Raw genomic sequence first — 21,363 nt, forward strand, 5'->3', positions numbered from 1 at the left:
CACTCAAACGCTTTATCAAATAATAAAATCCCGCTGGTTCGCTGGCGGGAAAAGGAACTGAATAATGAAGACTGTTGCTAACTCTACGCTGCCAAACACTGTACTACGACCTGACTACGACCGTTCAGCACTCCAAAGCCGTATCGTGCACCTTGGCTTCGGTGCATTTCACCGAGCGCATCAAGCGTTGTTCACCAATGAAATGCTCAGCAAGACCAGCACTGATTGGGGTATTTGCGAAATTAACCTATTCGGAGGCGAAGACTTAATTGAATCACTTCGCACGCAAGATCACCTTTACACGGTTGCTGAAAAAGGCGCTGAATCCACAGACGTTAAAGTGATCGGCTCAGTGGCCGAATCTCTTCACCCAAGCCTAGACGGCATCGAAACCGTATTAGAAAAAATGGCCGAACCTCAAGTGGCTATCGTTTCTATGACCATCACAGAGAAAGGCTACTGCGCAGACCCAGCGACAGGAAAACTCGACAAAAATAACCCATTAGTCATCGCTGACCTAGCTAACCCAAGCGAACCTAAATCAGCATTAGGTTACATTGTGCAAGCGCTCAAAATTCGACGTGAACGTGGCTTAACACCATTCACGGTCATGTCTTGCGATAACGTGCAAGAGAACGGTCATGTAGCAAAAGCAGCGATCATTGAGTTTGCTCAACTGCTTGACCCAGAATTACGTGATTGGATTGAAACCAATGTCACCTTCCCATGCACCATGGTTGACCGTATCGTACCCGCAGCAACAGAAGAAACACTGACAGAAATTGCAGAACTGCTTGGTTGTGAAGACCCATGTGGCATCGCCTGTGAACCCTTCCGCCAATGGGTGATTGAAGATAACTTTGTGGCAGGTCGTCCAGATTGGAATGTCGCTGGCGCAGAGTTCGTAGAAGATGTGGTGCCTTACGAAGAGATGAAACTGCGTATGCTCAATGGCAGTCACTCTTTCCTTGCTTACCTTGGATATCTTGGTGGCTACGACCATATTTCCGACACTATGACGGATGCTGGCTACCGAAAAGCCGCTTTTGACATGATGATGAAATCACAGGCACCTTCGTTAACGATGCCTGAAGGGACTGATTTAGAAGGTTACGCAACCTTGCTGATCAACCGCTTCACTAACCCAAGCTTGAAGCACAAGACGTGGCAGATTGCGATGGATGGCAGCCAGAAGATCCCTCAACGTATGGGTGGCAGCTTACGATTCCATTTAGATCAAGGCTCAGATTTCTCGTGGCTTGCAACCGCCATCGCTGGCTGGATGCGCTATGTATCTGGCGTTGATGAGCAAGGCAATGAGATTGATGTCCGCGATCCAATGGCAGACACACTTCGCCAGATCTGCGACCAGCATGGACTCAATGTTTCTGTGGTTCCAGCATTACTTGCGGTTGAAGCGATTTTCCCTGCCGAGCTAGGCCAAGACCCGCAGGTCATTGATACGGTAAGTTCAGCGTACCAATCATTAATTGAACACGGTGCCGTTGCGACCGTGGCTGCGTTATAAGGAGTACAAACAATGAAGAATTTCTTATGTGAAGACTTTTTACTGTCGAATGAGACTGCACGTCGTTTGTACCATGAACACGCAAGCCACCAGCCGATTTATGACTATCACTGCCATCTAAACCCGGCAGAAGTGGCTCAAGATCGTCAGTTCGAAAACATGTCTAAGATTTGGCTTGAAGGTGACCACTACAAATGGCGTGGTATGCGTTCAGCAGGGATTGATGAGCGTCTGATTACTGGAGGCGCAAGCGATTATGATAAGTTCATGGCCTGGGCTAGAACCGTCCCTCAAACCTTGGGCAACCCACTTTACCATTGGACTCATTTAGAACTACGCCGCCCATTTGGTATTACTGGCACTCTCTTTGGTCCAGAAACCGCAGACCAAATTTGGCACGAAGGCAACGAGCTATTAGCGACACCAGAATTTAGTGCTCGCGGCATCATGAAGCAGATGAATGTGGTGATGGCTGGTACGACAGACGATCCAATTGATTCTCTTGAACACCATAAGGCGATCGCTCAAGACAATTCATTTGATGTACAAGTGTTACCAAGCTGGCGCCCAGATAAAGCCTTCAAAATCGAACTCGACACCTTTGTCGATTACCTGCGCCAACTTGGTCAAGTAGCCGATATCGAGATCCGTCGATTTGATGATCTGTTGAGTGCGCTAGACAAGCGTTTAGTCCACTTTAATGCCCATGGCTGTCGTGCGGCTGACCACGGTATTGAAGTGGTTCGCTACGCACCTATTCCATCAGAATCGGATTTGGATGCCCTGTTAACTCGACGCCTCAATGGCGAAACGCTCACCGATCTAGAATGTGCGCAGTTTTCAACAGCGGTTCAGGTGTGGTTAGGCAAGCGCTACGCCGCAATGGGTTGGGTAATGCAGCTTCACATTGGTGCTCAGCGCAATAACAACACGCGCATGTTCCAACTGTTAGGCGCAGATGCAGGGTTTGATTCGATCAGCGATAAGACGTTTGCCTTCGAATTGGCTCACCTGTTAGACGAAATGGATCAAAGCAACGAGTTACCTCGCACCATTCTTTACTGCTTAAACCCTCGCGATAACGAGATGATGGCAACCATGATTGGTAACTTCCAAGGTGGCGGCATCGCGGGCAAAGTTCAGTTTGGTTCTGGTTGGTGGTTCAACGATCAGAAAGACGGCATGCAACGCCAAATGGAACAGTTATCTCAACTTGGTCTGCTTAGCCAGTTTGTCGGCATGCTGACTGACTCTCGCAGCTTCTTGTCGTACACACGCCACGAATACTTCCGCCGAATTCTGTGTGACATGCTTGGTCGTTGGGCTGAAAACGGCGAGGTACCAAACGACATGTCACTGCTTGGCCCTATGGTCGAAGACATCTGCTTTGGTAACGCAAAACGCTACTTCGAAGAGAGGGCGTAACCGATGAAACATATCGCTATTATTGGTGAGTGCATGATCGAGCTGAACGGCAAACCGTTCGGCTCAATGCATCAAACGTTTGGCGGGGACACACTCAATGCTGCGGTCTATCTAGTCCGCGGCTGCGAGGCGAACCTCCATCAAGATGAAATAAAAGTGTCCTACGTCACGGCTTTGGGCGCAGACCCGATTAGCAAGGGAATGTTAGAACGCTGGCAACAAGAGGGGGTGTCGACGGACCTTGTTCTACAAGACAGCCAACGTACTCCGGGTCTATACCTAATTCAGCTTGATGACGCAGGTGAACGTACCTTTCTGTACTGGAGAAACCAGTCGGCTGCACGCTACCTGCTACAGCACCCAGATTTCAATCAGATAAAGCAGGCACTGCGCAATGTCGATATGGTCTTTCTCAGCGGCATCACATTAGCGATTCTGCCTGAACAAGATCGTATCGAGCTATTGAACATCTTGGTTGAGTTGAAGGCACAAGGTGTTGAGATTGCCTTCGACAGTAACTTCCGCCCTGCACTTTGGCCACAAGACGAAAACCAAACCGTCAAAAACAGCTACCAGGCCATGTATACATTGACGGATTTAGCGTTGGTCACATTCGATGATGAACAATTAATTTGGGGCGATAGCTCTCCAGAACAAACTATCGAACGTCTAACGACGCTGGGTGTTAAGCGATGCATCGTCAAACTGGGTGCAGATGGCTGTCTCATTCAAAATGCCACCATTCAAAGTAACATACACCCAGATTCTGGTGCCGCTTCGGCTCCACTAGCGGTGCCAACCCTGCCTGTTGATCATGTCGTTGATACGACCTCGGCAGGAGACTCATTCAATGGCGGATTTTTATCGGCTTACCTTGCGGGCGAAGACTTAACAAAGTCATGCCAGCGCGGCAATACCATGGCAGGCGTCGTTATCCAACATCGTGGTGCCATTATTGCAAAAGAACTCACTCAAGCGGCCATCACAGCCATTTAAGGAATACCAATGTCTAACATCAAACAACAACTGAAAACACTGAAAGTTATCCCTGTGATCGCTATCGACAACGCTGAAGACATCATCCCTCTGGGTAAAGTGTTAGCTGAAAATGGTTTACCTGCAGCAGAAATTACATTCCGTTCGGAAGCTGCAGTTGAAGCTATTCGTCTACTTCGTGAATCACAACCAGATATGTTGATCGGCGCAGGCACTGTGCTCAATCGTGAGCAAGCTATTGCGGCTAAAGAAGCAGGCGCAACGTTCGTCGTCTCTCCTGGATTTAATCCAAACACGGTAAGAGCCTGCCAAGAGATTGGTATTGATATCATTCCTGGGGTCAACAACCCGAGTACAGTAGAAGCCGCTCTAGAAATGGGCTTAACCACATTGAAGTTCTTCCCTGCTGAAGCATCAGGTGGCATCAACATGGTTAAGTCACTTCTTGCGCCTTACACGGATATTGAGATCATGCCGACAGGTGGCATTAACCCAAACAATATTAAAGACTACCTAGCGATACCTCGAGTACTCGCATGCGGTGGTACTTGGATGGTAGATAAGAAGCTGATTGAAGAAGGCAATTGGGAAGAGCTGGCTCATTTAACTCGTGAAGCCGTTAAGTTAGTCAATTAAACCTAGTGCAATAGCATTTTGACGTTATATCTAGCCCTCCTTTTGGAGGGTTATTTTATGGTTGAGCATTATTCTTTCAAAGTTAATATTTAATCGTGCTCGATAGCATCTTAAAAATAAAGGCTAAATATGGAAAACTGGATAACACAAGGAGTTGGCGGCCTGGCTTTTTGTATCGGTGTAATGGCCTTTTGGCAAAAAGATGATATGCGTTTTCGCTACCAGATGATGATCTTTTGTTTTGTAATGAGTATCCATTTCATATTAATGGGTGCCATAGTGGCTGCTATAGGCGTAATTATTAATGCTATTCGCAGTTACGTATCGATAAAAACTCAATCGCGCAAAGTGATGTGGTTCTTTATTGGCTTGATGTGGTGCATGACTTTGCCCAACATGAACCATTTCTTTGAGTTTATTACGGTTGTTGGTTCGTCCGTTGCGACATGGGCACTCTTTTCAAGACAAGGCATCGCCTTGAGATCATTAATCTTATTCAATTCCTTCTGTTGGGCTAGCCATAACATTTGGATTGGTTCAATTGGAGGCTCTTTTGTCGAAATCACCTTTATAGTCACCAACATAGTCACTATCTATCGTTTACATCAGCGCAGATTGTTAACTATAAAATAGGCAATAAATTTTTTATTCTAGATTTAAAATATGGAAGTAATACACCACTAATTAAATGGGGAATTAATTGGATATCAAAAAATCAAATCTAATTAAGTTTACGTTATTTAAGCGTCGTCAATATATTTCCAGTACTAAATTGAATTAAATCACCAATTAAATTTATATGGTGATCCAAATCTTTAGTTTGCTTTATTTTGGTTAACCAATAATCCGTTAATTATTAAAATTGGTCATGTGCTTATTATTATACTAACAATAGGATCGTGACCATGAAGCGTCTTACCCTGACACCTATAGCAATCGCGTTGCTTCTTGCGGGATGCAACTCATCTGATAGCGACAATAACCTCCAGCAACCCCAAGTTCACTCTCGTGTTCATGATGTATTGAACATTGAGGGTTACCAGTTCCGAGATTCTAACGGCAATGGAACACTGGAACCCTTTGAAGACTGGCGATTATCTCCAGAAGAGCGAGCAGCAGACTTGGTTAGCCGAATGACGCTAGACGAGAAAGCCGGCATGATGCTCATTGACACCTTAAACTCAGCCGAGGGTGGGCTTGTTAGCAGTGCCGGGCAAGACATGATTGCCGATGCTCAAATGACGCGCTTTATCTTCCGTAACAGCGTAGTTGAAACCCCAACTAACACACCTGATTGTGGTGCTGGCCGTTCAGGCTGTCAGATAACCCCAACAGAAGCTGCCCAGTTCATGAATAGTGTTCAAGAACTGCGTGAACAAACTCGAATGGGTATCCCCGCTCTATTCAAGTCCAATGCTCGTAACCACATTGACCCATCGGCAAAAGCAGGGATCAACGTTTCTTCAGGTGCCTTTTCTGCTTGGCCTAAAGAGGCAGGTTTAGCAGCCACTCGCGACATGGATTTAATCACTGAATTTGCTGGCATCATGAATGAAGAATGGTCTTCAATTGGCCTGCGCAGTATGTACGGATACATGATGGATTTGGCGACAGAGCCTCGCTGGTATCGAGTACACGAAACCTTTACCGAAGATGCCGATTTAGCATCTGACATTATGCGTTCACTGATCAAAGGCTTGCAAGATGGCGGTGAGGTTAACGAAGACAGTATCGCGCTAACCATCAAACACTTCCCTGGCGGCGGTCCACAAGAAAACGGCGCTGACCCACACTATGACTTTGGTAAGAACCAAGTCTATCCAAAGAACAATTTTGATTACCACCTAAAACCGTTTATTGCCGCGATTGAGGCTGGCGCTTCTTCAATCATGCCTTACTACGGCATCCCTGTAGATCAAAAGTGGATGCCAAACGATGTTGGCATGTCGTTTTCAAAAGGTATTGTCACCGACCTGCTCAGAGACGAATTGGGCTACACAGGTAACGTGAACTCAGATACTGGCATTATTGGTGAGCGAGCATGGGGTGTGGAACACAAAACAATTGATGAGCAAGTTGCAATGGCGGTCGAGGCTGGAGTCGATGTTCTTTCAGGTTTCCATGATAAAGAAGTCATCGTGAAACTGGTCGAAAAGGATCTGATCACCGAAGAACGTGTCGACCTATCAGTAACACGCTTACTTGAAGAACAATTCAAGCTTGGCCTTTTCGAAAACACTTACGTTGACGAGAAAAAAGCCCAAGAGATTTTAGGCAATGAGAAGTACCAAGAACGCGCTGATTACGCACAGAAAAAGTCTGTCGTCTTACTTCAAAATACCAATAAGACTCTACCTTTAGCTGAATCAACCGCACAGGCTCCTGTTGCTCTGTATGTCATGGGAATGGACGAAAACATTGCTGGAGACGACAAGTACAACTTTGCCGTGACTTCCGGTGATTACGAAGCGGGAGAAACGCGTCCACCAGTACCAGCCGATACGGACTATGCGGTTATTCGTGTTCGCGTATCCAACGAAGGTTCAGATCCTGATCTTATCTTTGGTGGTGCTAACCCAGACGAACTCGATATTCTTGCATTCAGTGAAATGGCTGCAGCTGCATCTTGGCATATTGAACCAAGCCTAAGCGACATCAAAGCCGTTATGGACGAAGTGGGTGCTGACAAAACGGTCTTGTCCATCAACTTTAGACAACCCTTCGTGCTAGACGATCAAAGTAATCTTAAGCAAGCCGGTGCCGTGATAGCCACATTTGGTGTCTCGGACAGCAACCTAATGGAAGTGCTTTCAGGCAACTTTGCTCCTCAAGGAAAACTGCCATTTGCTTTAGCAAACAGCGCCCAAGCCATTCAAAACCAAGACTCAGATTACCCTGGGTATGATCAAGCCGACACCCTTTACCCGTTCGGACATGGTTTAAGTTACGAATAATATTTGAGCTAATTCAGGCAGTGTGAGCACTGCCTTTCCTTCTTAGATACCAAGGACAAAGTCATGGAACATATCTTACAACTGAGTTGGGATGACAACGCTATTCCACATAAAATCTGGATAGAACAATACTACGATGGGTGTCGTATCTGCTTGAAAGTCGTCAAAGACGTTGAGCCAGAAATGCTCTCACTGATTGTGCCAAATATTGATGTGCAAACCACTCATAAGGCGTGGCAAGGCAAAGCGACGAACATTACACCAGCCTATGATGACGGTGTGTTGTTCACTCAAACTCGCTCGCTATTCAATTTGCCTCACGGCTGTGTGATCTGGGCGGTAACACATATCCAGATGCAAAACGGCTTAAAAATGTCGGCAGACAAATTGTGTTTCGTACCAAAATACAGCAATCAAGATTCTTGTTTTAAGGTTCCGGCATAACGCGACTAAGCACTCGTTCAAACCACAAAATCGAGACCAACAAAAAGGCCAACGTTCACACGCTGGCCTTTGTTTTATCTGCTATCGGTCGGAATCAGGAACTAATCAATCAGCACCAACGAATCGAGAATACCTTTGCCGCTGTGGATCCCGCCTTCATTTTCGCTAGCGGGTTTGCTGCGGATCAAATAGCCCGCATAGCCGTCTAACTCTGTTACTGGTTCACCTTTGAAGTAAGCAGTGAACAAACCCACTTCGCTGACTAAGTCTGTCACGAACGTTTGTTGAGTATCACGCACTGCAATAGTCGGCACGTCACGTTCATGCGGGTACAAGCGCTGCATCAATGCCCACGCGTCGTACTCTTCAGGTTTAAGCTGGCTCAGTTGCTCGCTGATATCGTCACCAAAGACACAATGGCCACCGCCCTCACCTTGGTTTTTCAGCACCCATTCTTGCTTATTAGCTTGGGTGTTAAACCATTCAATTACTTCATTGGTGATAGGCTTCATATCGGCCAAGACACTCTTGACCAGTTCGGCTTCTTCTCGCGTTAAACCCCAGCGGGCGTATTCTGCTGCTGACATCATGGTCAGCAGCATTTGCATGGTTTTACTGGTCGCTAATTGCTGGCTGATGGTTGCGTTCATTGCGACATGGTGTTGTTCCATAAACAAGCGAGTCTGACTTAGCGTGTGGCAACAAACCGATTCATTTAGCTCTGGAGCCCAGTAATCTGAATACTGGTAGCCAGCTCTTAGGTACACCACATCGACAGCGCCGACATCTTTCAATAACAAGCGTTGATTATCACCCGATGAAAGCTGACAGCTCAATTGTTCAAAGGTACGACGAACCGTGCGAATGCCCTGTTTTTGTAGCTCAACTTCAAGCAAATGTTGGTCATATACGTTGTCTTCGTTCTTCTGCACCACCATCAAGAACACCGGTTTATCTGGCTCGTTGAAGTCGGCTTTCACCTGCCTTGCAGCATTAGCGATACCATAAGCCAGCTGGGTTAAGCCTTGGTTTTCAGCTGGCGTTGCTGACGAATCTTCCAACCAACTGTTATACACGTTTGGCCATTGGTTTTGCATAAATGAGTGGAATTCTGTAGCGCGTTGACCAAAAGGCGCCATCCCTGCCGCAATGCCATTAAACTCAATCACTTTGGCACCGTGTTGGCGATCGTCCATGAAATCAGTGCGCATCAACAACAAAGGTTGTCGCGCTGGATTCAAGCGCTCATCCGCACTGCCATGGGCTTGTCGGTGCAACTCCATCAGGCGACCAAAAAACGGATCGGCTTTCGCCATATCGCTCAATGATGACTGTAAAAAGTCGTGGTCTTCAGAAACATTATTGATGAGCTTGGTGATCAGCGGCGTCACCTTCAACAGGTGTTCAAAAACCTCACGCTCAATACTCATTGGAGCAAGGTTAAAAGGGCAATGTCTCGCGGTATTGTCAGACTGACGAAAAGCGACACCGTGCATAATTGCCCACTCACAAGCATCTTCAATAACTTGTTGCGAAATCGATGGCATTGGATTCATTTAGATATCTCATTCTTGGCGGGCATTTGGCACCCGTAATAAGACGATGCTCATTCTAAAAAGACGAAATAAATTTAAAAAAACTTATTTCGCCGTTTTGATCATCGTAGCTCGCGGTTTACAGCTGAGGTTCTTGGGTCTTATTGACTATAAGGTCGCGAAGCCATTTGTGGCTTGGTTCAGAATCAAAGTAACGGTGCCAAAGCAGAAACAAACCACCGGGAACCAACTCAATGGGAATCGGCTTCATCACCAGCTCGCCACTCTCAATATAGTCACGAACCGAGTTGTACGGATAACACATCAGCAAATCACTTTGTTTGCACAGCTTTACTGCACTGGTGATGTCCGACACGTTGGCGGCTTTGTTAATTTGAAGCTGTTTGGCTTGCAAGATTTCCAGTAGCAGCCAGTCGCCAACGCCACCGGTCACTAACTGAATATGACGGTATTTAAGGAAGGCTTGCAGATTCCACTCTTCTTGAAGCACTGGGTGATCATTGCGCATCAAACACACAGAATAATCTTGCAGCAATTCTACGTGGTTTAGCTCAGCAGGAATGTTTTGAATGTGAGTACTCGCCCTTTCATCAAGCTCAAAAATCCCTATTCCAAAATCGACCTCACGCTTTAGCAAGCGCTTAAAAGTTTCGCTGCTCCAAGTAGTGCTGTTTACCGTAATGTTCGGCGCATCAGCTAGCGCGTTAGGCATAAATTTAGGGTAAATCGCGGTATAAGCGGTTTCGACTAGATCGATATTAAAAGTGCGTTCGCTGTCTTTCGGCTCAAAAATATCCGGCACGGTTAGCTGTTCAACTTGCAGAAGGATCTGATGAATCTTAGGCGCTAAAGAGGTGGCTTTCGGGGTTGGAAACAGGCCTTTTGACTCACGTTCAAACAGCGGGTCATCAAATAAAGAACGCAGCTTGGTGAGTTGCTTACTCACCGCGGACTGACTAAGGAACAATCGCTCTGCCGTTTTGCTCACGCTGCGCTCTTCAAGCAACACATGTAAACACAGCAGTAAATTCATATCACATTTGAGTAAGCTTTTAACATCTACCATGATATTCCTTAGATTCAGATTAATGATGACTTTATGTCACTTTAAATCATATCACAAACTTGTTAATTTAAGCCCATGTAACCTATGAGTTAATAACTCAAAAAAATAATAGACCTAAGGAATACTCATGAACTTTCTAGCACTCCCTAAGATTGATCTGCACTGCCACCTAGACGGAAGTGTTCGTCCAGACACCATTATTGATCTGGCGAAACAGTACGGAATCGAACTTCCAGAAGACCGTGAAGCGGTAGTAAAGTCTCTAACAGTGCCTGAAGATTGCAAAAACCTTGATGAGTACCTAGCTTGCTTTAGCCTGCCACTGCAAGTGATGCAAACGGAAGAAGCAATTGAGCGTATCTCTTTTGAGCTTTACGAAGACGCAGCACTAGAGAACGTTAAATACCTAGAAGTTCGTTTTGCACCGATTCTTCACGTAAACAAGGGCTTGTCTCTTGATACGATCATCGCAAGTGCGGTTAAAGGTATGAAGCGTGCAGAAGAGAAATACGACATCAAGGGCAACTACATCATGTCTGTACTGCGTATGTTCCCGAAAGATTCGATCAAAGACGTGATCGACGCAGGCCAACCTTACCTAGGTAAAGGCGTGGTTGCGTTTGATATTGCTGGCGGTGAAAAGCCGGGCTTCTGCGCTGAATTCCCTGAGTACACGCAATACGCGATCGAAAAAGGCTACCGTGTGACAGTTCACGCAGGTGAGCAATGGCATGGTCAGAACGTTTACGATGCAGTAACACTGCTTGACGCTGAGCGTATCGGCCACGGTGTTCACATCCAAGGTAACGAAGACGCATACAACATCGTTAAAGAGAAGCAAGTTGCACTTGAAACTTGCCCAACAAGTAACGTGCAAACTAAATGTATTCACAAATTCAGCGACCACCCAATTGCTGAATTCAAGAAAGACGGCATCGTTGTAACGATCAACACAGACAACCGCACTGTGTCGAACACAACCATGACTAACGAAGTGAAGCGTGTATGTGAAACGTTCGGTCTAACACAAGAAGACTACGCAGAGATCTACAAGTACTCTGTAGAGAGCGCTTTTGCTTCAGACGAAGTGAAACAGCACCTAATGGGTTTCGTTGAGCAAATCTAATTGGTAAAGCGCGCCTTTTGCTGAATAGCTGGGCTCACTTAGCATTAGTGCTTAAAGCACAAAATAGGAAGAGAAAGGCTGAGGCTTTTCTCTTTTTTTATGTCCAAAAATCGCTAATCTTGCAGTATTCGTCATTTAGACCGAGACTCTCGGAAAGTGGGCAGCATGAGTAATACAAACGATCAAACTGAACTCGATAAAATGTTATCTGGGCAAGTATATGATGGTGCAGACCAAGAAATTGATACCATACGTACCAATGCCAAAAAGGCGTTAATGGCCTTCAACAACCATCAAAATCCAGATCAACAACACACATTGCAAGAGCAGCTATTCGGTAAAGTCGGGAGTAGCAGCTTAATCCAGCCCCCTTTTCATTGTGAGTTTGGAAAAACCATCGAGATTGGTGACGACACCTTCATCAATATGAACGTCGTAATGCTAGATGGTGCGAGAATCAAAGTCGGAAACAATGTTTTAATTGGACCAAGCGTCCAATTCTATACGCCATCACACTCCCTTGATTATCGTAGCCGTCGTAAATGGGAAACCTTCTGTTTACCGATAACAATCGAAGATGATGTGTGGGTTGGTGGAAACTCGGTCATCAACCAAGGCGTGAAGATTGGGGCTCGCTCGGTTATCGCGGCGAACTCTGTGGTCAACAGCGATGTACCGCCAGATTGTCTATACGGTGGCACGCCGGCGAAGTTAATTCGACACTTGGATACTGAGCAATAAAGTTAAATAGAAAAATAAAGCTCATTAAAAGAACAAATAGAAAAAGAGGCGATGTTCATGATGAAACAGCGCCTCTTTTTAATCGATTCATTTTAGCTTTTATCAGTCTTTTCTATCCGTCGTTTTTCTACTTATCTTGCCTACCTAGATTATCTACATAGAGAAACCTGACTAAAATAGATAGCTTGAGAATTTCGCTACATGATCACGTAAATTCGACGCCAAGAGCACGAAGTTCGTTCTCACATTGCGCAGAATCGATAAACTGAATACCCGCCATACCTACGGCTTTTGCTCCTTCTACGTTGTAAGGCATATCATCAATGAACACCGTTTCTGAAGCCTCCAGTCCATTATTTGAAAGCAACGCTTGGTAAATCTCAGGCTGCGGTTTAAGCATGCCAAGTTCAGCGGATACGGCTGCGCCATCAAACAAAGGCCAAAATTCGTAGGTGGCTTTTAGGTGTTCAACAATCTCGACCACGTTGTCGGTAAGTGCATACACACCATACCCAGCACGCTTTACGCGCTCGATAAGGTCGACAGAACCATGCAATAAGATCTGCGTTTTCTTAACGTAATAAAACAGGCGGTCGCACTCTAATGAAGATAAATCGAGCTCTTGTTGGTAGCGAAGTTTGGCTTCATTTTCGGTTAAGAACCCTTTGTTCAAATCCGACCAAATCGCACTTTGGAAAATCGAAAGCGCTCGGGCTTCAGGGTCGGCAATGTTACCAAACGTTAGTTGAGTAATTTCCAGCGGCGACCAACGCACAATCACATTACCCACATCAAATACGACATTTTGATTTGATTCGAACTCATACCCTACTCCTGAATTAGTCACTTAAAATAGCAACAACACAGACATTAAATGCCGCACGTTAAAGTTCATAATCTTGTTTTACAAAATGAGGACTAGAATCACAAGATGTAATCAAGTCAGCGCAAAAGGTGGTCACTAGTACCCCTAACTAACCCTATTTATCATCACCCACTTAACCTTCTATGTTACAATTATGAGTCATTCAGAGCGTACTGAATCCCTGATTTAGTTCACTATTCTTTAGTCACAGTGAATACACTTTAAAGTTATTGATCTATGAAAAAGTACGAGTTAGTTGTCCAAGATATTGTGAGCAAAATTTGCCAAAACAGTATCAGCCATAAGCTTCCTGCAGAAAGAGAACTGTCTGAAATATATGGATTATCTCGTTTCACGATTCGTAAAGCACTAGCCAAGCTAGAGGCTATTGGCATGGTGAAATCTAAGGTGGGTTCTGGTTACTTCGTCAACACTTCTCTCATTGGTACAGCACTGGTGTACAACTCCATTACTGAAAACAGTTTTGAAGAGATCTCTTATAAAAAGCTCCAGCTAAATAAAGCGCTACCCGATAACCACGAACAGCAGATTTTTTCTTTAGACGACAATGACTACATTTGGAAAATTAGACGTCTTCGATTGATTAACAATAAAGTAGTCCAGATTGAAGAAGCCAAGATCCCTGTCAGTGTCTTCCCAGAGATGAATGCCGAGATCATTGAAAGCTCAATCCAGAAACATGCGCTAGCGAAAGGCCTTCAGATCGATAGCTACTTAACGACCTACCAAGCGATCAATGTTTCTAAAGAAGATGCAGAGCTACTTGGCTGCAAAAAAAATGCAGCAGCGATGAATATCACCAACCGAGGTTTCTTGGCATCGGGTGAACTGTTCATCGTCAGCGATATTATCGATATCAATTACCAATGCACCTACCACACGCCTTTTAACAGTGAGAGCATGAGCTTCCGAGATAAGAAGTAATAATTTATTTAGGTTCCCACCATTTTAGTTAATTTAAATAACTAACCCAGTTAAGTATTTACAATCAAAAACCTATAAGTTAATAACTGTACTCAAATATTTATTAGTTATAATCTTGCTATATAAAAATAACTTATAGACCTTTGATAAATTTAATTGAGTAATTAATACTAGTCAAAAAAATGGCCGCTTTAAGCGGCCATTTTAATTAACTCGATAAGTTATGGAGTGTGAATCGCGCCATCAGGAAGGCGACTTTGAGTCCACTCGTGGGGGCGATACATAACAGGGAACTCGGCTGCAACCTCTTGGTCGATTTCAACACCAATACCTGCGATTTCAGAAGCGTATAAGTAGCCATTAATTGGCTCTGCAGCGTTCGGGAATACCTTGTGCGTATTCTCGTTGTACTCGACATGCTCTTGAATGGCAGCATTGTGTAAATGCACATTCAAATGCGTGTTGACCGCTGCACCAATTGGCGTCATATCTGGCGGGCAATGCCATGCAATACGAACACCGAAGTTCTGACATAGATGGCCGAGTTTCAGAGCAGGAGTAATACCACCAATCTGTGAAACATGGCAACGAATGAAATCAATACGACGATTAGCAATCAGAGATTTCCACTCTTCAGGGTTATTAAATAACTCCCCTAAACCTAATGAAACTGAGCTTTGGCTACGAATATTATCCAACCATTCCGTTTGGTTTGGCGGCAGAATATCTTCAATGAAGTAAGGCTTATATTGCTCGACTTCTTTGGCAAATTGTATCGCTTGGTTCGGGAATAGGCGCTCATGAACATCATGAAGAATATGGAATTGGTTACCATACTTCTCTCTCAACGACTTAAACATCGTTAGAGTATTGTCCATGTACTGATCTTGGTCGTAGTACGAGCCTTCAGTCGGGTTTTGAGTGGTATGCAAATCGGTTGGAACACCGCCATAGAAACCAAGCTGACAACGAATATGCTTGTAGCCTTTGTCTAGGAAAGACTCCACCAGCTCATAAATACCTTCCATCGTGTCGCTAGTCGCGTGTGTGTATACAGGAATAGCATCACGAGACTTACCACCAAATAATTGATGTAGCGGCATACCCGCCAATTTGGCTTTAATATCCCACAATGCCATATCAACACCGGAAATTGCATTATTGATAACAGGGCCATTTCGCCAATAAGCGTTGACCATCATCATTTGCCATAAGTCTTCAATATTATTGGCGTTTTTACCAATAAGAATAGGTTTTAAATATTCATCGACCATTGTTTTTACAGCAAGCGGTCTTTGTTGGAATGTCGCACAACCGAACCCAGTCACGCCTTCATTCGTTTCAACTACCACGGTAATGAGATTGTGTCTGTCTGGCTTAGTAATAATACAATGGATATCAGATATAATAGTTTCTTTCACAATTAAATAACCTAAACTTAAGTCAACTCCTATTATCTAACCGCTTTAAAAAGCACATTTCAAGCACTAATTTTTCGTAAAAATAATTGGTACGTTAAGAGTATTTTTTTGATAAACAAAACATACCAATTGGCTAAAAACGGTGGAAAAATAATTTTTCGAATTTTAAGTGTGATTGAGATCTCTTTCTACTGCGTTGGATTTAAATTGATTGTCGTTATGATTGCTCGAGTTAAATATATTCCAATAACAGGTGTAGTATGCAAATGGTAGAAAAAAGTGATGCCGTTATTAATAACTCGAAGTCATCATCGAAAAATAAAAATTTCAAAGAAAATATACAGTTATTAATCACTGCACTTGGTGGTGAAGACAATATCGTGAGTATCACGCACTGTATGACAAGGTTGAGATTCAAATTAGCAGACGAGTCGCTGGTAGACGAAGAAGCAATCAAGCAGATCGCAGATGTGAAAGGTGTGGTACTTCAACAAGGCCAAACTCAAGTCATCATCGGTGTTGAGGTCGAGAAGTGGTTCAACGCGCTATCAAACACTCAACAAGCTGACGCTAATCCGGCTGATGAGCTAGAGAAAGGCAAGCTGTTCCAAAGCGTGATGCGTATTGTCGCAGGCATCTTTGGTCCGGTTGTACCCGCAATCGCTGGCGCGGGTATGTTGATGGGCCTGTTGTCTGGTCTTATTGCAACCAATGTTATCTCTGAAACCTCAGACACAGTTTATTTCTTCCGCTCGATCTCTGTTGCTGTGTTCTTCTTCTTACCTATGCTGGTTTCTTTCTCTGCCGCTAAGGTATTCAAAGTAAACGAATACATTGCGCTTGCTGTCTCTTCAGCAATGCTAGCGCCTCTGCTTGTTGATAAAGCAACAATGCTAAAAGACGCAGGCGCTGCTCCGGAGCTGACCGTTCTTGGCGTGGTTCCTATTGAGCTGCTCAACTACGGCGGCGCGATTGTTCCTGCGATTCTAGCAATCTGGTTATTGTCTAAAGTGACTCCGTTAGTTGACCGCCTAGTTCCTTCTTCTGCGAAGCCTGTATTTACACCACTGCTTGCCTTTACGGTAACTTCGACCATCACGCTATCATTTGTTGGCCCTGCTGGTATCTGGCTAAGTAATGGCGCAGGTTGGGTGATGAGCTCACTACTGGAAATCTCTCCGACGTTAACAGGCTTTGTGTTTGGTCTAACTCGCCCGATCACCATCGTATTTGGTATCCACCACAGCATGACGCCAATCAGCCTGAACAACTTTGCACTGTATGGTAAGGATCTACTTATGCCAATCATGTGTTTGGGTAACATGGCAATTGCTGGCGCGACAATGGCTATCTGGCACAAGCAACGTAAAACGGTTTCTAAAGAGCAATCTTCAATTACGATGGGCTCAAGTGTTACCGCTATCTTAGGCATCACGGAACCGGCTCTATTTGGTGTACTCACGAAATACACCAAAGCGATGATGACCGCGAGCTTGGCTGCAGGCGTGTTCGGTGCTATCTCGGTAACAATCGATACGCACTTAACAAGCTACATTCTTTCTTCTGTATTCAGCTTGCCAGCTTACCTTGCAGGCGGTACGCAAAACTTCATTCAAGCACTGATGGGCGTGGTGGGTGTATTTGCACTGTCTTTCGTCCTAACGATGTTGTTCGTAAAACTAGACAACAAGTAATCGGCTAGTCTCACTCCCGTAAGATTAGAATCGAAAAAGCATGACCATATCTCATTATGGTCATGCTTTCCTCAATACGAACAAACCCAACCTTTCCTTTCTAAGGCTATATTATGACCCACATCGCAATCATCGGTGAGTGCATGATTGAACTGAATGGGGCTCCATTTGGCGACATGCATCAAAGCTATGGTGGAGACACATTAAACGCGGCAATCTACTTGAACCGCAGCGCTGCGGTTAGCAACCCCATGAACTGCAATAACACTGCGAATCCAGCGATGCGAACTAGCTATGTCTCGGCGCTTGGCTCTGACGCTATCAGCCAAGAGATGCTTAACCGATGGCAAGATGAAGGACTATCAACCGAATTCGTGCTTATTGACGAGCAGCGTTCACCCGGGCTCTATCTCATTCAACTCGACGATGTTGGTGAGCGCACCTTCCTATACTGGCGCAACGATTCGGCGGCTCGCTACATGGTACAGCACCCCGATTTCGATAAGATAGCCAACCAACTTCACGATGTTGATATGGTGTTTCTGAGTGGTATTTCCCTCGCGATATTGCCACACAGCGATCAGTTAAAGTTACTCACTATCATCGAAGGCCTACGTGAACATGGCGTTACCATCGCCTTTGATAGTAACTACCGACCAAAACTATGGGAATCAGAAAGCGCGACTAAAGAGTGCTATCGACTGGGTTATCAAACCACTGATATCGCCTTGGTTACCTTTGATGATGAACAGCAACTATGGGGCGACCAAACACCTCAAGACACCATCGACCGACTACACAGGCTTGGCGTGCAGACCATCATTGTAAAACTCGGTGCTGAAGGCTGTTTGGTCAGTGAAACTCCAGCCCAAACACCAAGCCTAATTGAAACCACGCCAGTAGAAACCGTGGTTGATAGCACTTCAGCAGGCGATTCATTCAATGGCGGATTCTTGTCTTGCTATCTATCTGGCGGCTCTGTTCAGCAAGCCTGCCGCAAAGGCAATGCACTGGCGAGACTGGTCATTCAACATCACGGCGCAATCATCCCAAAACCCATCACCGACACTCTTTCAAACTGATATTAAGAAGTAAACCCATGTCTACAATTAACGAACAGCTAAAAGCACTTAAAGTTATCCCTGTTATCGCCATTGATAACGCAGAGGATATTATCCCTCTAGGCAAAGTATTGGCTGAGAATGGGCTTCCCGCCGCTGAAATTACGTTCCGTTCAGACGCCGCTGTTGAAGCTATCCGACTGCTTCGAGAAGCTCAGCCTGACATGCTGATCGGCGCGGGCACCATCTTGAACCGTGAGCAAGCACTCGCAGCAAAAGAAGCGGGCGCAACGTTTGTGGTTTCACCGGGCTTTAATCCGAACACAGTTAAAGCATGCCAAGAGATCGGCATCGATATCATTCCAGGTGTGAACAATCCAAGCACCGTTGAAGCAGCACTTGAGATGGGACTAACGACTCTCAAGTTTTTCCCTGCCGAAGCTTCAGGTGGAATCAGCATGGTTAAGTCACTCGTTGGCCCATACGGCGATATTCGACTCATGCCTACAGGCGGTATCACGCCATCAAACATCGATAACTACTTAGCAGTGCCTCAAGTATTAGCCTGCGGTGGTACATGGATGGTCGACAAGAAACTCGTTGAAAATGGAGAATGGGATGAGATTGCCCGCTTAACACGCGAGATTGTTGAACAAGTGAATCGCTAAGCAAACTAATCCAAGCCAGCCAAACTGTTCACCAATTTGAGAACACCTTAGATACAAAAAGAGCGAGAAGTTAGCCTCTCGCTCTTTTTTTCATCAACTTACTGTGACAATTGTTGTTCTACCAAAGTCTTCCAGAATCCGACACCATGCTCCAGAATATTATCGTTGAAATCGTAGTGTGGGTTATGGAGCGCAGTGCCTCCACATTCACCAACACCATTCCCAACTAGCATATAGCACCCTTTTACTTCGCGTAACATGAACGAGAAATCCTCACTAATGGTGAAGCGTTCACAAGCTCCATTCACATTCTCTTCACCAACAACCGCTTGTGCTGCTTTCACTGCATGAGCCGTCTCTTCAGGCGTGTTAATCGTTGATAAGAAGCTGTTGTTGAAGTGGTATTGATAATCAACACCTGCCGACATGCACTGGCCAGCGACGACACGCTCAATCGCTTTCTCAATTTTATGCAATGCTTGATCGGTAAAGCTGCGAGTGTCACCAGAAATAGTCACTTGCGAAGGAATCACATTCACGGTGCCATTAGTAACAAAATTAGTCACCGAGATAACCGCCGTCTCATCAATGGCGCTCAAATTACGCGAAACGATGGTTTGCAGTGCTGTGACCACCTGAGATCCAACAACAATCGGGTCGGTTCCCATGTGTGGCATCGCCGCGTGACCGCCCGTCGCTTTGATCACAATCTCAAAACTGCTTTCACTTGCCATAAGCGAGCTTGGACGAGTCACAAATTTACCTTCTGGGATACCCGGTAAGTTATGCATCGCGTAAATCGCATCCATATTCCAACGAGTGAACAGGCCATCAGCGATCATCGCTTTCGCTCCTGTGCCTCGCTCTTCATCTGGTTGGAAAATGAAGTACACAGTGCCATCGAATTGCTTACTGGTTGCTAACTCTTGCGCCGCACCCAGTAGCATCGCGGTATGGCCATCATGTCCACAAGCGTGCATCGCTCCTTCATGTTTTGAAGCGTGACAAAAAGTGTTCTGTTCATGAATGCGCAGCGCATCCATATCCGCACGTAGACCAATCGAGCGATCGCTTGTGCCATTTTTCAGAATTCCAAGCACACCTGTTCCGCCAATACCACGGTGAACTTCAATGCCGAACTCTTCGAGCTTGTTCGCTACAAATTCAGATGTTATGAACTCTTCAGTACCGAACTCTGGGTACTGATGTAAATGGCGGCGCCATTCTGTAACGTTGGCAATGTTAGTCATGGAAACTCCAATAAATACTTAAAATTAATTTGTTAAAACTGTTTTAGATGTCATCTCGCGGGACTTGTTGGATGCAGCAAACAGCATCATTGCCACAATAATCAAGCCAACAGCCAGCGCCCTAAAAGGTGTGATGGGTTCTCCAAACACCAAAACAGCGATGAAAAATGCAGACATAGGGATCAGATTTAAAGCCATACTGCTGCCTTCAACACCAACACGCTCTATGCCGTATATGTATGCGATGTAGCCCAGCCCTGATACAAAGCCACCTAGCACGATAATGCAGAGTAACGACCAAGAAGGGCGAATTACCAGTAACAGGCTTGGTACATCAATGCCTGAAACCAGTAAATAAATGAAAAATCCAACCGCCGCAAAACCAAATTGATAATGCATGGTGCAAGTTGCACCGTATTTTTCTGCAAGCTGAGCGCGCAAATGAGTCACCGACGCAAAGCTCAGCACACTCAATAGACAAATCAGGTGCCCGATGTTTACTCCTCTATCTTGAGACGTAAACGGAGGAGCTAGCACTAACATGCTGACGCCAACCAAAGCGATTCCGCTAGAGACGATTTGCATACGAGTAAATCGAGCGCCGTAAAAAAGCTGACCTATCGCCAAGATAGCAATGGGAACAAGTCCCTGAATAACGCCATTTTCTGACAGTGAAATATAGTCCAACGAGAGAAACGAAAGAAAGCTAAACAAACCTTGGCCAACGACACCACATACCAACAACTTGAATAGATCGCTCCGATTATCCCAACTAAACGCCAACTTCGGTTTGCTTTGAGTTTTCTTGTGGATCATTGCTGAGAAAATCAGGACTAAAGATAAAACAAAGAATGCCATCATGTAGCGTAGCCACACCAACAATCGCGCATCAATGGTTTGTAATGGCAAGGTAGCTAATGCGCCCTCAGAGCCCCATAACAACCCCACGCCAATCGCTGCCATCCAACCTTTAGTCACTGATTTCAT

18 protein-coding genes and 1 pseudogene are annotated in these 21,363 nt (G+C 45.2%); 13 read left to right on the forward strand and 6 right to left on the reverse strand.

All coding sequences use genetic code 11. From position 1 onward, the window contains the following. Positions 1-64: 64 nt before the first annotated feature. From AB6E78_RS15235 to AB6E78_RS15265, 7 genes are all read left to right on the forward strand, one after another. Complete coding sequence (locus AB6E78_RS15235) at positions 65-1,528, forward strand: fructuronate reductase (RefSeq protein WP_372132145.1); 1,464 nt, start codon at positions 65-67, stop codon at positions 1,526-1,528. 12 nt (positions 1,529-1,540) lie between these two features. Next, positions 1,541-2,953 (forward strand): glucuronate isomerase, encoded by a 1,413-nt coding sequence (gene uxaC / locus AB6E78_RS15240; RefSeq protein ID WP_102394443.1) that lies wholly within the window; start codon positions 1,541-1,543, stop codon positions 2,951-2,953. A gap of 3 nt (positions 2,954-2,956) precedes the next feature. Then, the gene (locus AB6E78_RS15245) at positions 2,957-3,949 is read left to right on the forward strand and encodes a sugar kinase (RefSeq protein ID WP_372132142.1); all 993 of its coding nucleotides are present in this window, start codon (positions 2,957-2,959) and stop codon (positions 3,947-3,949) included. Between the two features lie 9 nt (positions 3,950-3,958). Then, positions 3,959-4,585: a bifunctional 4-hydroxy-2-oxoglutarate aldolase/2-dehydro-3-deoxy-phosphogluconate aldolase gene (locus AB6E78_RS15250; protein ID WP_017068137.1), complete on the forward strand. Its 627-nt coding sequence runs from the start codon at positions 3,959-3,961 to the stop codon at positions 4,583-4,585. A 129-nt stretch (positions 4,586-4,714) separates the two neighbouring features. After that, positions 4,715-5,218, forward strand: a complete 504-nt coding sequence (locus AB6E78_RS15255; RefSeq protein ID WP_146491109.1) for a YgjV family protein — start codon at positions 4,715-4,717, stop codon at positions 5,216-5,218. Positions 5,219-5,490: 272 nt separating this feature from the next. Beyond that, positions 5,491-7,539 carry a glycoside hydrolase family 3 N-terminal domain-containing protein gene (locus tag AB6E78_RS15260; RefSeq protein ID WP_372132139.1) on the forward strand — a complete coding sequence of 683 codons (2,049 nt, stop codon included), beginning with the start codon at positions 5,491-5,493 and terminating at the stop codon, positions 7,537-7,539. Between the two features lie 63 nt (positions 7,540-7,602). Continuing rightward, positions 7,603-7,983: a hypothetical protein gene (locus AB6E78_RS15265; protein WP_061032033.1), complete on the forward strand. Its 381-nt coding sequence runs from the start codon at positions 7,603-7,605 to the stop codon at positions 7,981-7,983. A 101-nt stretch (positions 7,984-8,084) separates the two neighbouring features. Here AB6E78_RS15265 and AB6E78_RS15270 read toward each other — a convergent pair whose 3' ends face one another. Together AB6E78_RS15270 and AB6E78_RS15275 are read right to left on the reverse strand one after the other, a co-directional pair. After that, positions 8,085-9,539, reverse strand: coding sequence for a glutathione synthase (locus AB6E78_RS15270; protein WP_372132136.1), 1,455 nt, complete (start codon positions 9,537-9,539; stop codon positions 8,085-8,087). A gap of 118 nt (positions 9,540-9,657) precedes the next feature. Further along, positions 9,658-10,605, reverse strand: coding sequence for a LysR family transcriptional regulator (locus AB6E78_RS15275; protein WP_017061092.1), 948 nt, complete (start codon positions 10,603-10,605; stop codon positions 9,658-9,660). 127 nt (positions 10,606-10,732) lie between these two features. On the opposite strand from AB6E78_RS15275, the gene add reads away from it, so the two are divergent. Together add and AB6E78_RS15285 are read left to right on the forward strand one after the other, a co-directional pair. Then, a complete protein-coding gene (add, locus tag AB6E78_RS15280; protein WP_372132133.1) occupies positions 10,733-11,731 on the forward strand; it encodes an adenosine deaminase in 999 nt (332 codons plus the stop codon). A 165-nt stretch (positions 11,732-11,896) separates the two neighbouring features. Continuing rightward, positions 11,897-12,472 (forward strand): sugar O-acetyltransferase, encoded by a 576-nt coding sequence (locus AB6E78_RS15285; protein ID WP_017061090.1) that lies wholly within the window; start codon positions 11,897-11,899, stop codon positions 12,470-12,472. A 205-nt stretch (positions 12,473-12,677) separates the two neighbouring features. Here AB6E78_RS15285 and AB6E78_RS15290 read toward each other — a convergent pair. Further along, positions 12,678-13,297 (reverse strand): annotated as a pseudogene (locus tag AB6E78_RS15290) (HAD family hydrolase). Between the two features lie 277 nt (positions 13,298-13,574). On the opposite strand from AB6E78_RS15290, the gene AB6E78_RS15295 reads away from it, so the two are divergent. Next, complete coding sequence (locus AB6E78_RS15295; RefSeq protein ID WP_372059050.1) at positions 13,575-14,282, forward strand: GntR family transcriptional regulator; 708 nt, start codon at positions 13,575-13,577, stop codon at positions 14,280-14,282. A gap of 221 nt (positions 14,283-14,503) precedes the next feature. On the opposite strand, the gene AB6E78_RS15300 is transcribed toward AB6E78_RS15295, so the two are convergent. Next, a complete protein-coding gene (locus AB6E78_RS15300) occupies positions 14,504-15,703 on the reverse strand; it encodes an enolase C-terminal domain-like protein (protein WP_017065858.1) in 1,200 nt (399 codons plus the stop codon). A 260-nt stretch (positions 15,704-15,963) separates the two neighbouring features. Between AB6E78_RS15300 and AB6E78_RS15305 the strand changes: the two genes are divergently transcribed. From AB6E78_RS15305 to AB6E78_RS15315, 3 genes are all read left to right on the forward strand, one after another. Beyond that, on the forward strand, positions 15,964-17,397 hold the full coding sequence (locus AB6E78_RS15305) for a PTS transporter subunit EIIC (RefSeq protein WP_372132129.1): 1,434 nt from the start codon (positions 15,964-15,966) through the stop codon (positions 17,395-17,397). Between the two features lie 113 nt (positions 17,398-17,510). Further along, the gene (locus AB6E78_RS15310) at positions 17,511-18,479 is read left to right on the forward strand and encodes a sugar kinase (protein WP_372132126.1); all 969 of its coding nucleotides are present in this window, start codon (positions 17,511-17,513) and stop codon (positions 18,477-18,479) included. Between the two features lie 17 nt (positions 18,480-18,496). Beyond that, entirely contained in the window at positions 18,497-19,126 is a 630-nt protein-coding gene (locus AB6E78_RS15315) for a bifunctional 4-hydroxy-2-oxoglutarate aldolase/2-dehydro-3-deoxy-phosphogluconate aldolase (RefSeq protein ID WP_050052612.1), read from the forward strand. A gap of 98 nt (positions 19,127-19,224) precedes the next feature. Here the strand turns inward: AB6E78_RS15315 and AB6E78_RS15320 are convergent, their stop codons facing one another. Both AB6E78_RS15320 and AB6E78_RS15325 read right to left on the reverse strand, forming a co-directional pair. Then, complete coding sequence (locus tag AB6E78_RS15320) at positions 19,225-20,376, reverse strand: M20 aminoacylase family protein (RefSeq protein ID WP_048662515.1); 1,152 nt, start codon at positions 20,374-20,376, stop codon at positions 19,225-19,227. A 24-nt stretch (positions 20,377-20,400) separates the two neighbouring features. Beyond that, a complete protein-coding gene (locus AB6E78_RS15325; protein WP_048662516.1) occupies positions 20,401-21,363 on the reverse strand; it encodes a DMT family transporter in 963 nt (320 codons plus the stop codon).

This window comes from Vibrio sp. 10N.247.310.98, from assembly GCF_041467395.1.
In the GTDB taxonomy this organism is placed as follows: Bacteria; Pseudomonadota; Gammaproteobacteria; order Enterobacterales; family Vibrionaceae; genus Vibrio; species Vibrio crassostreae_C.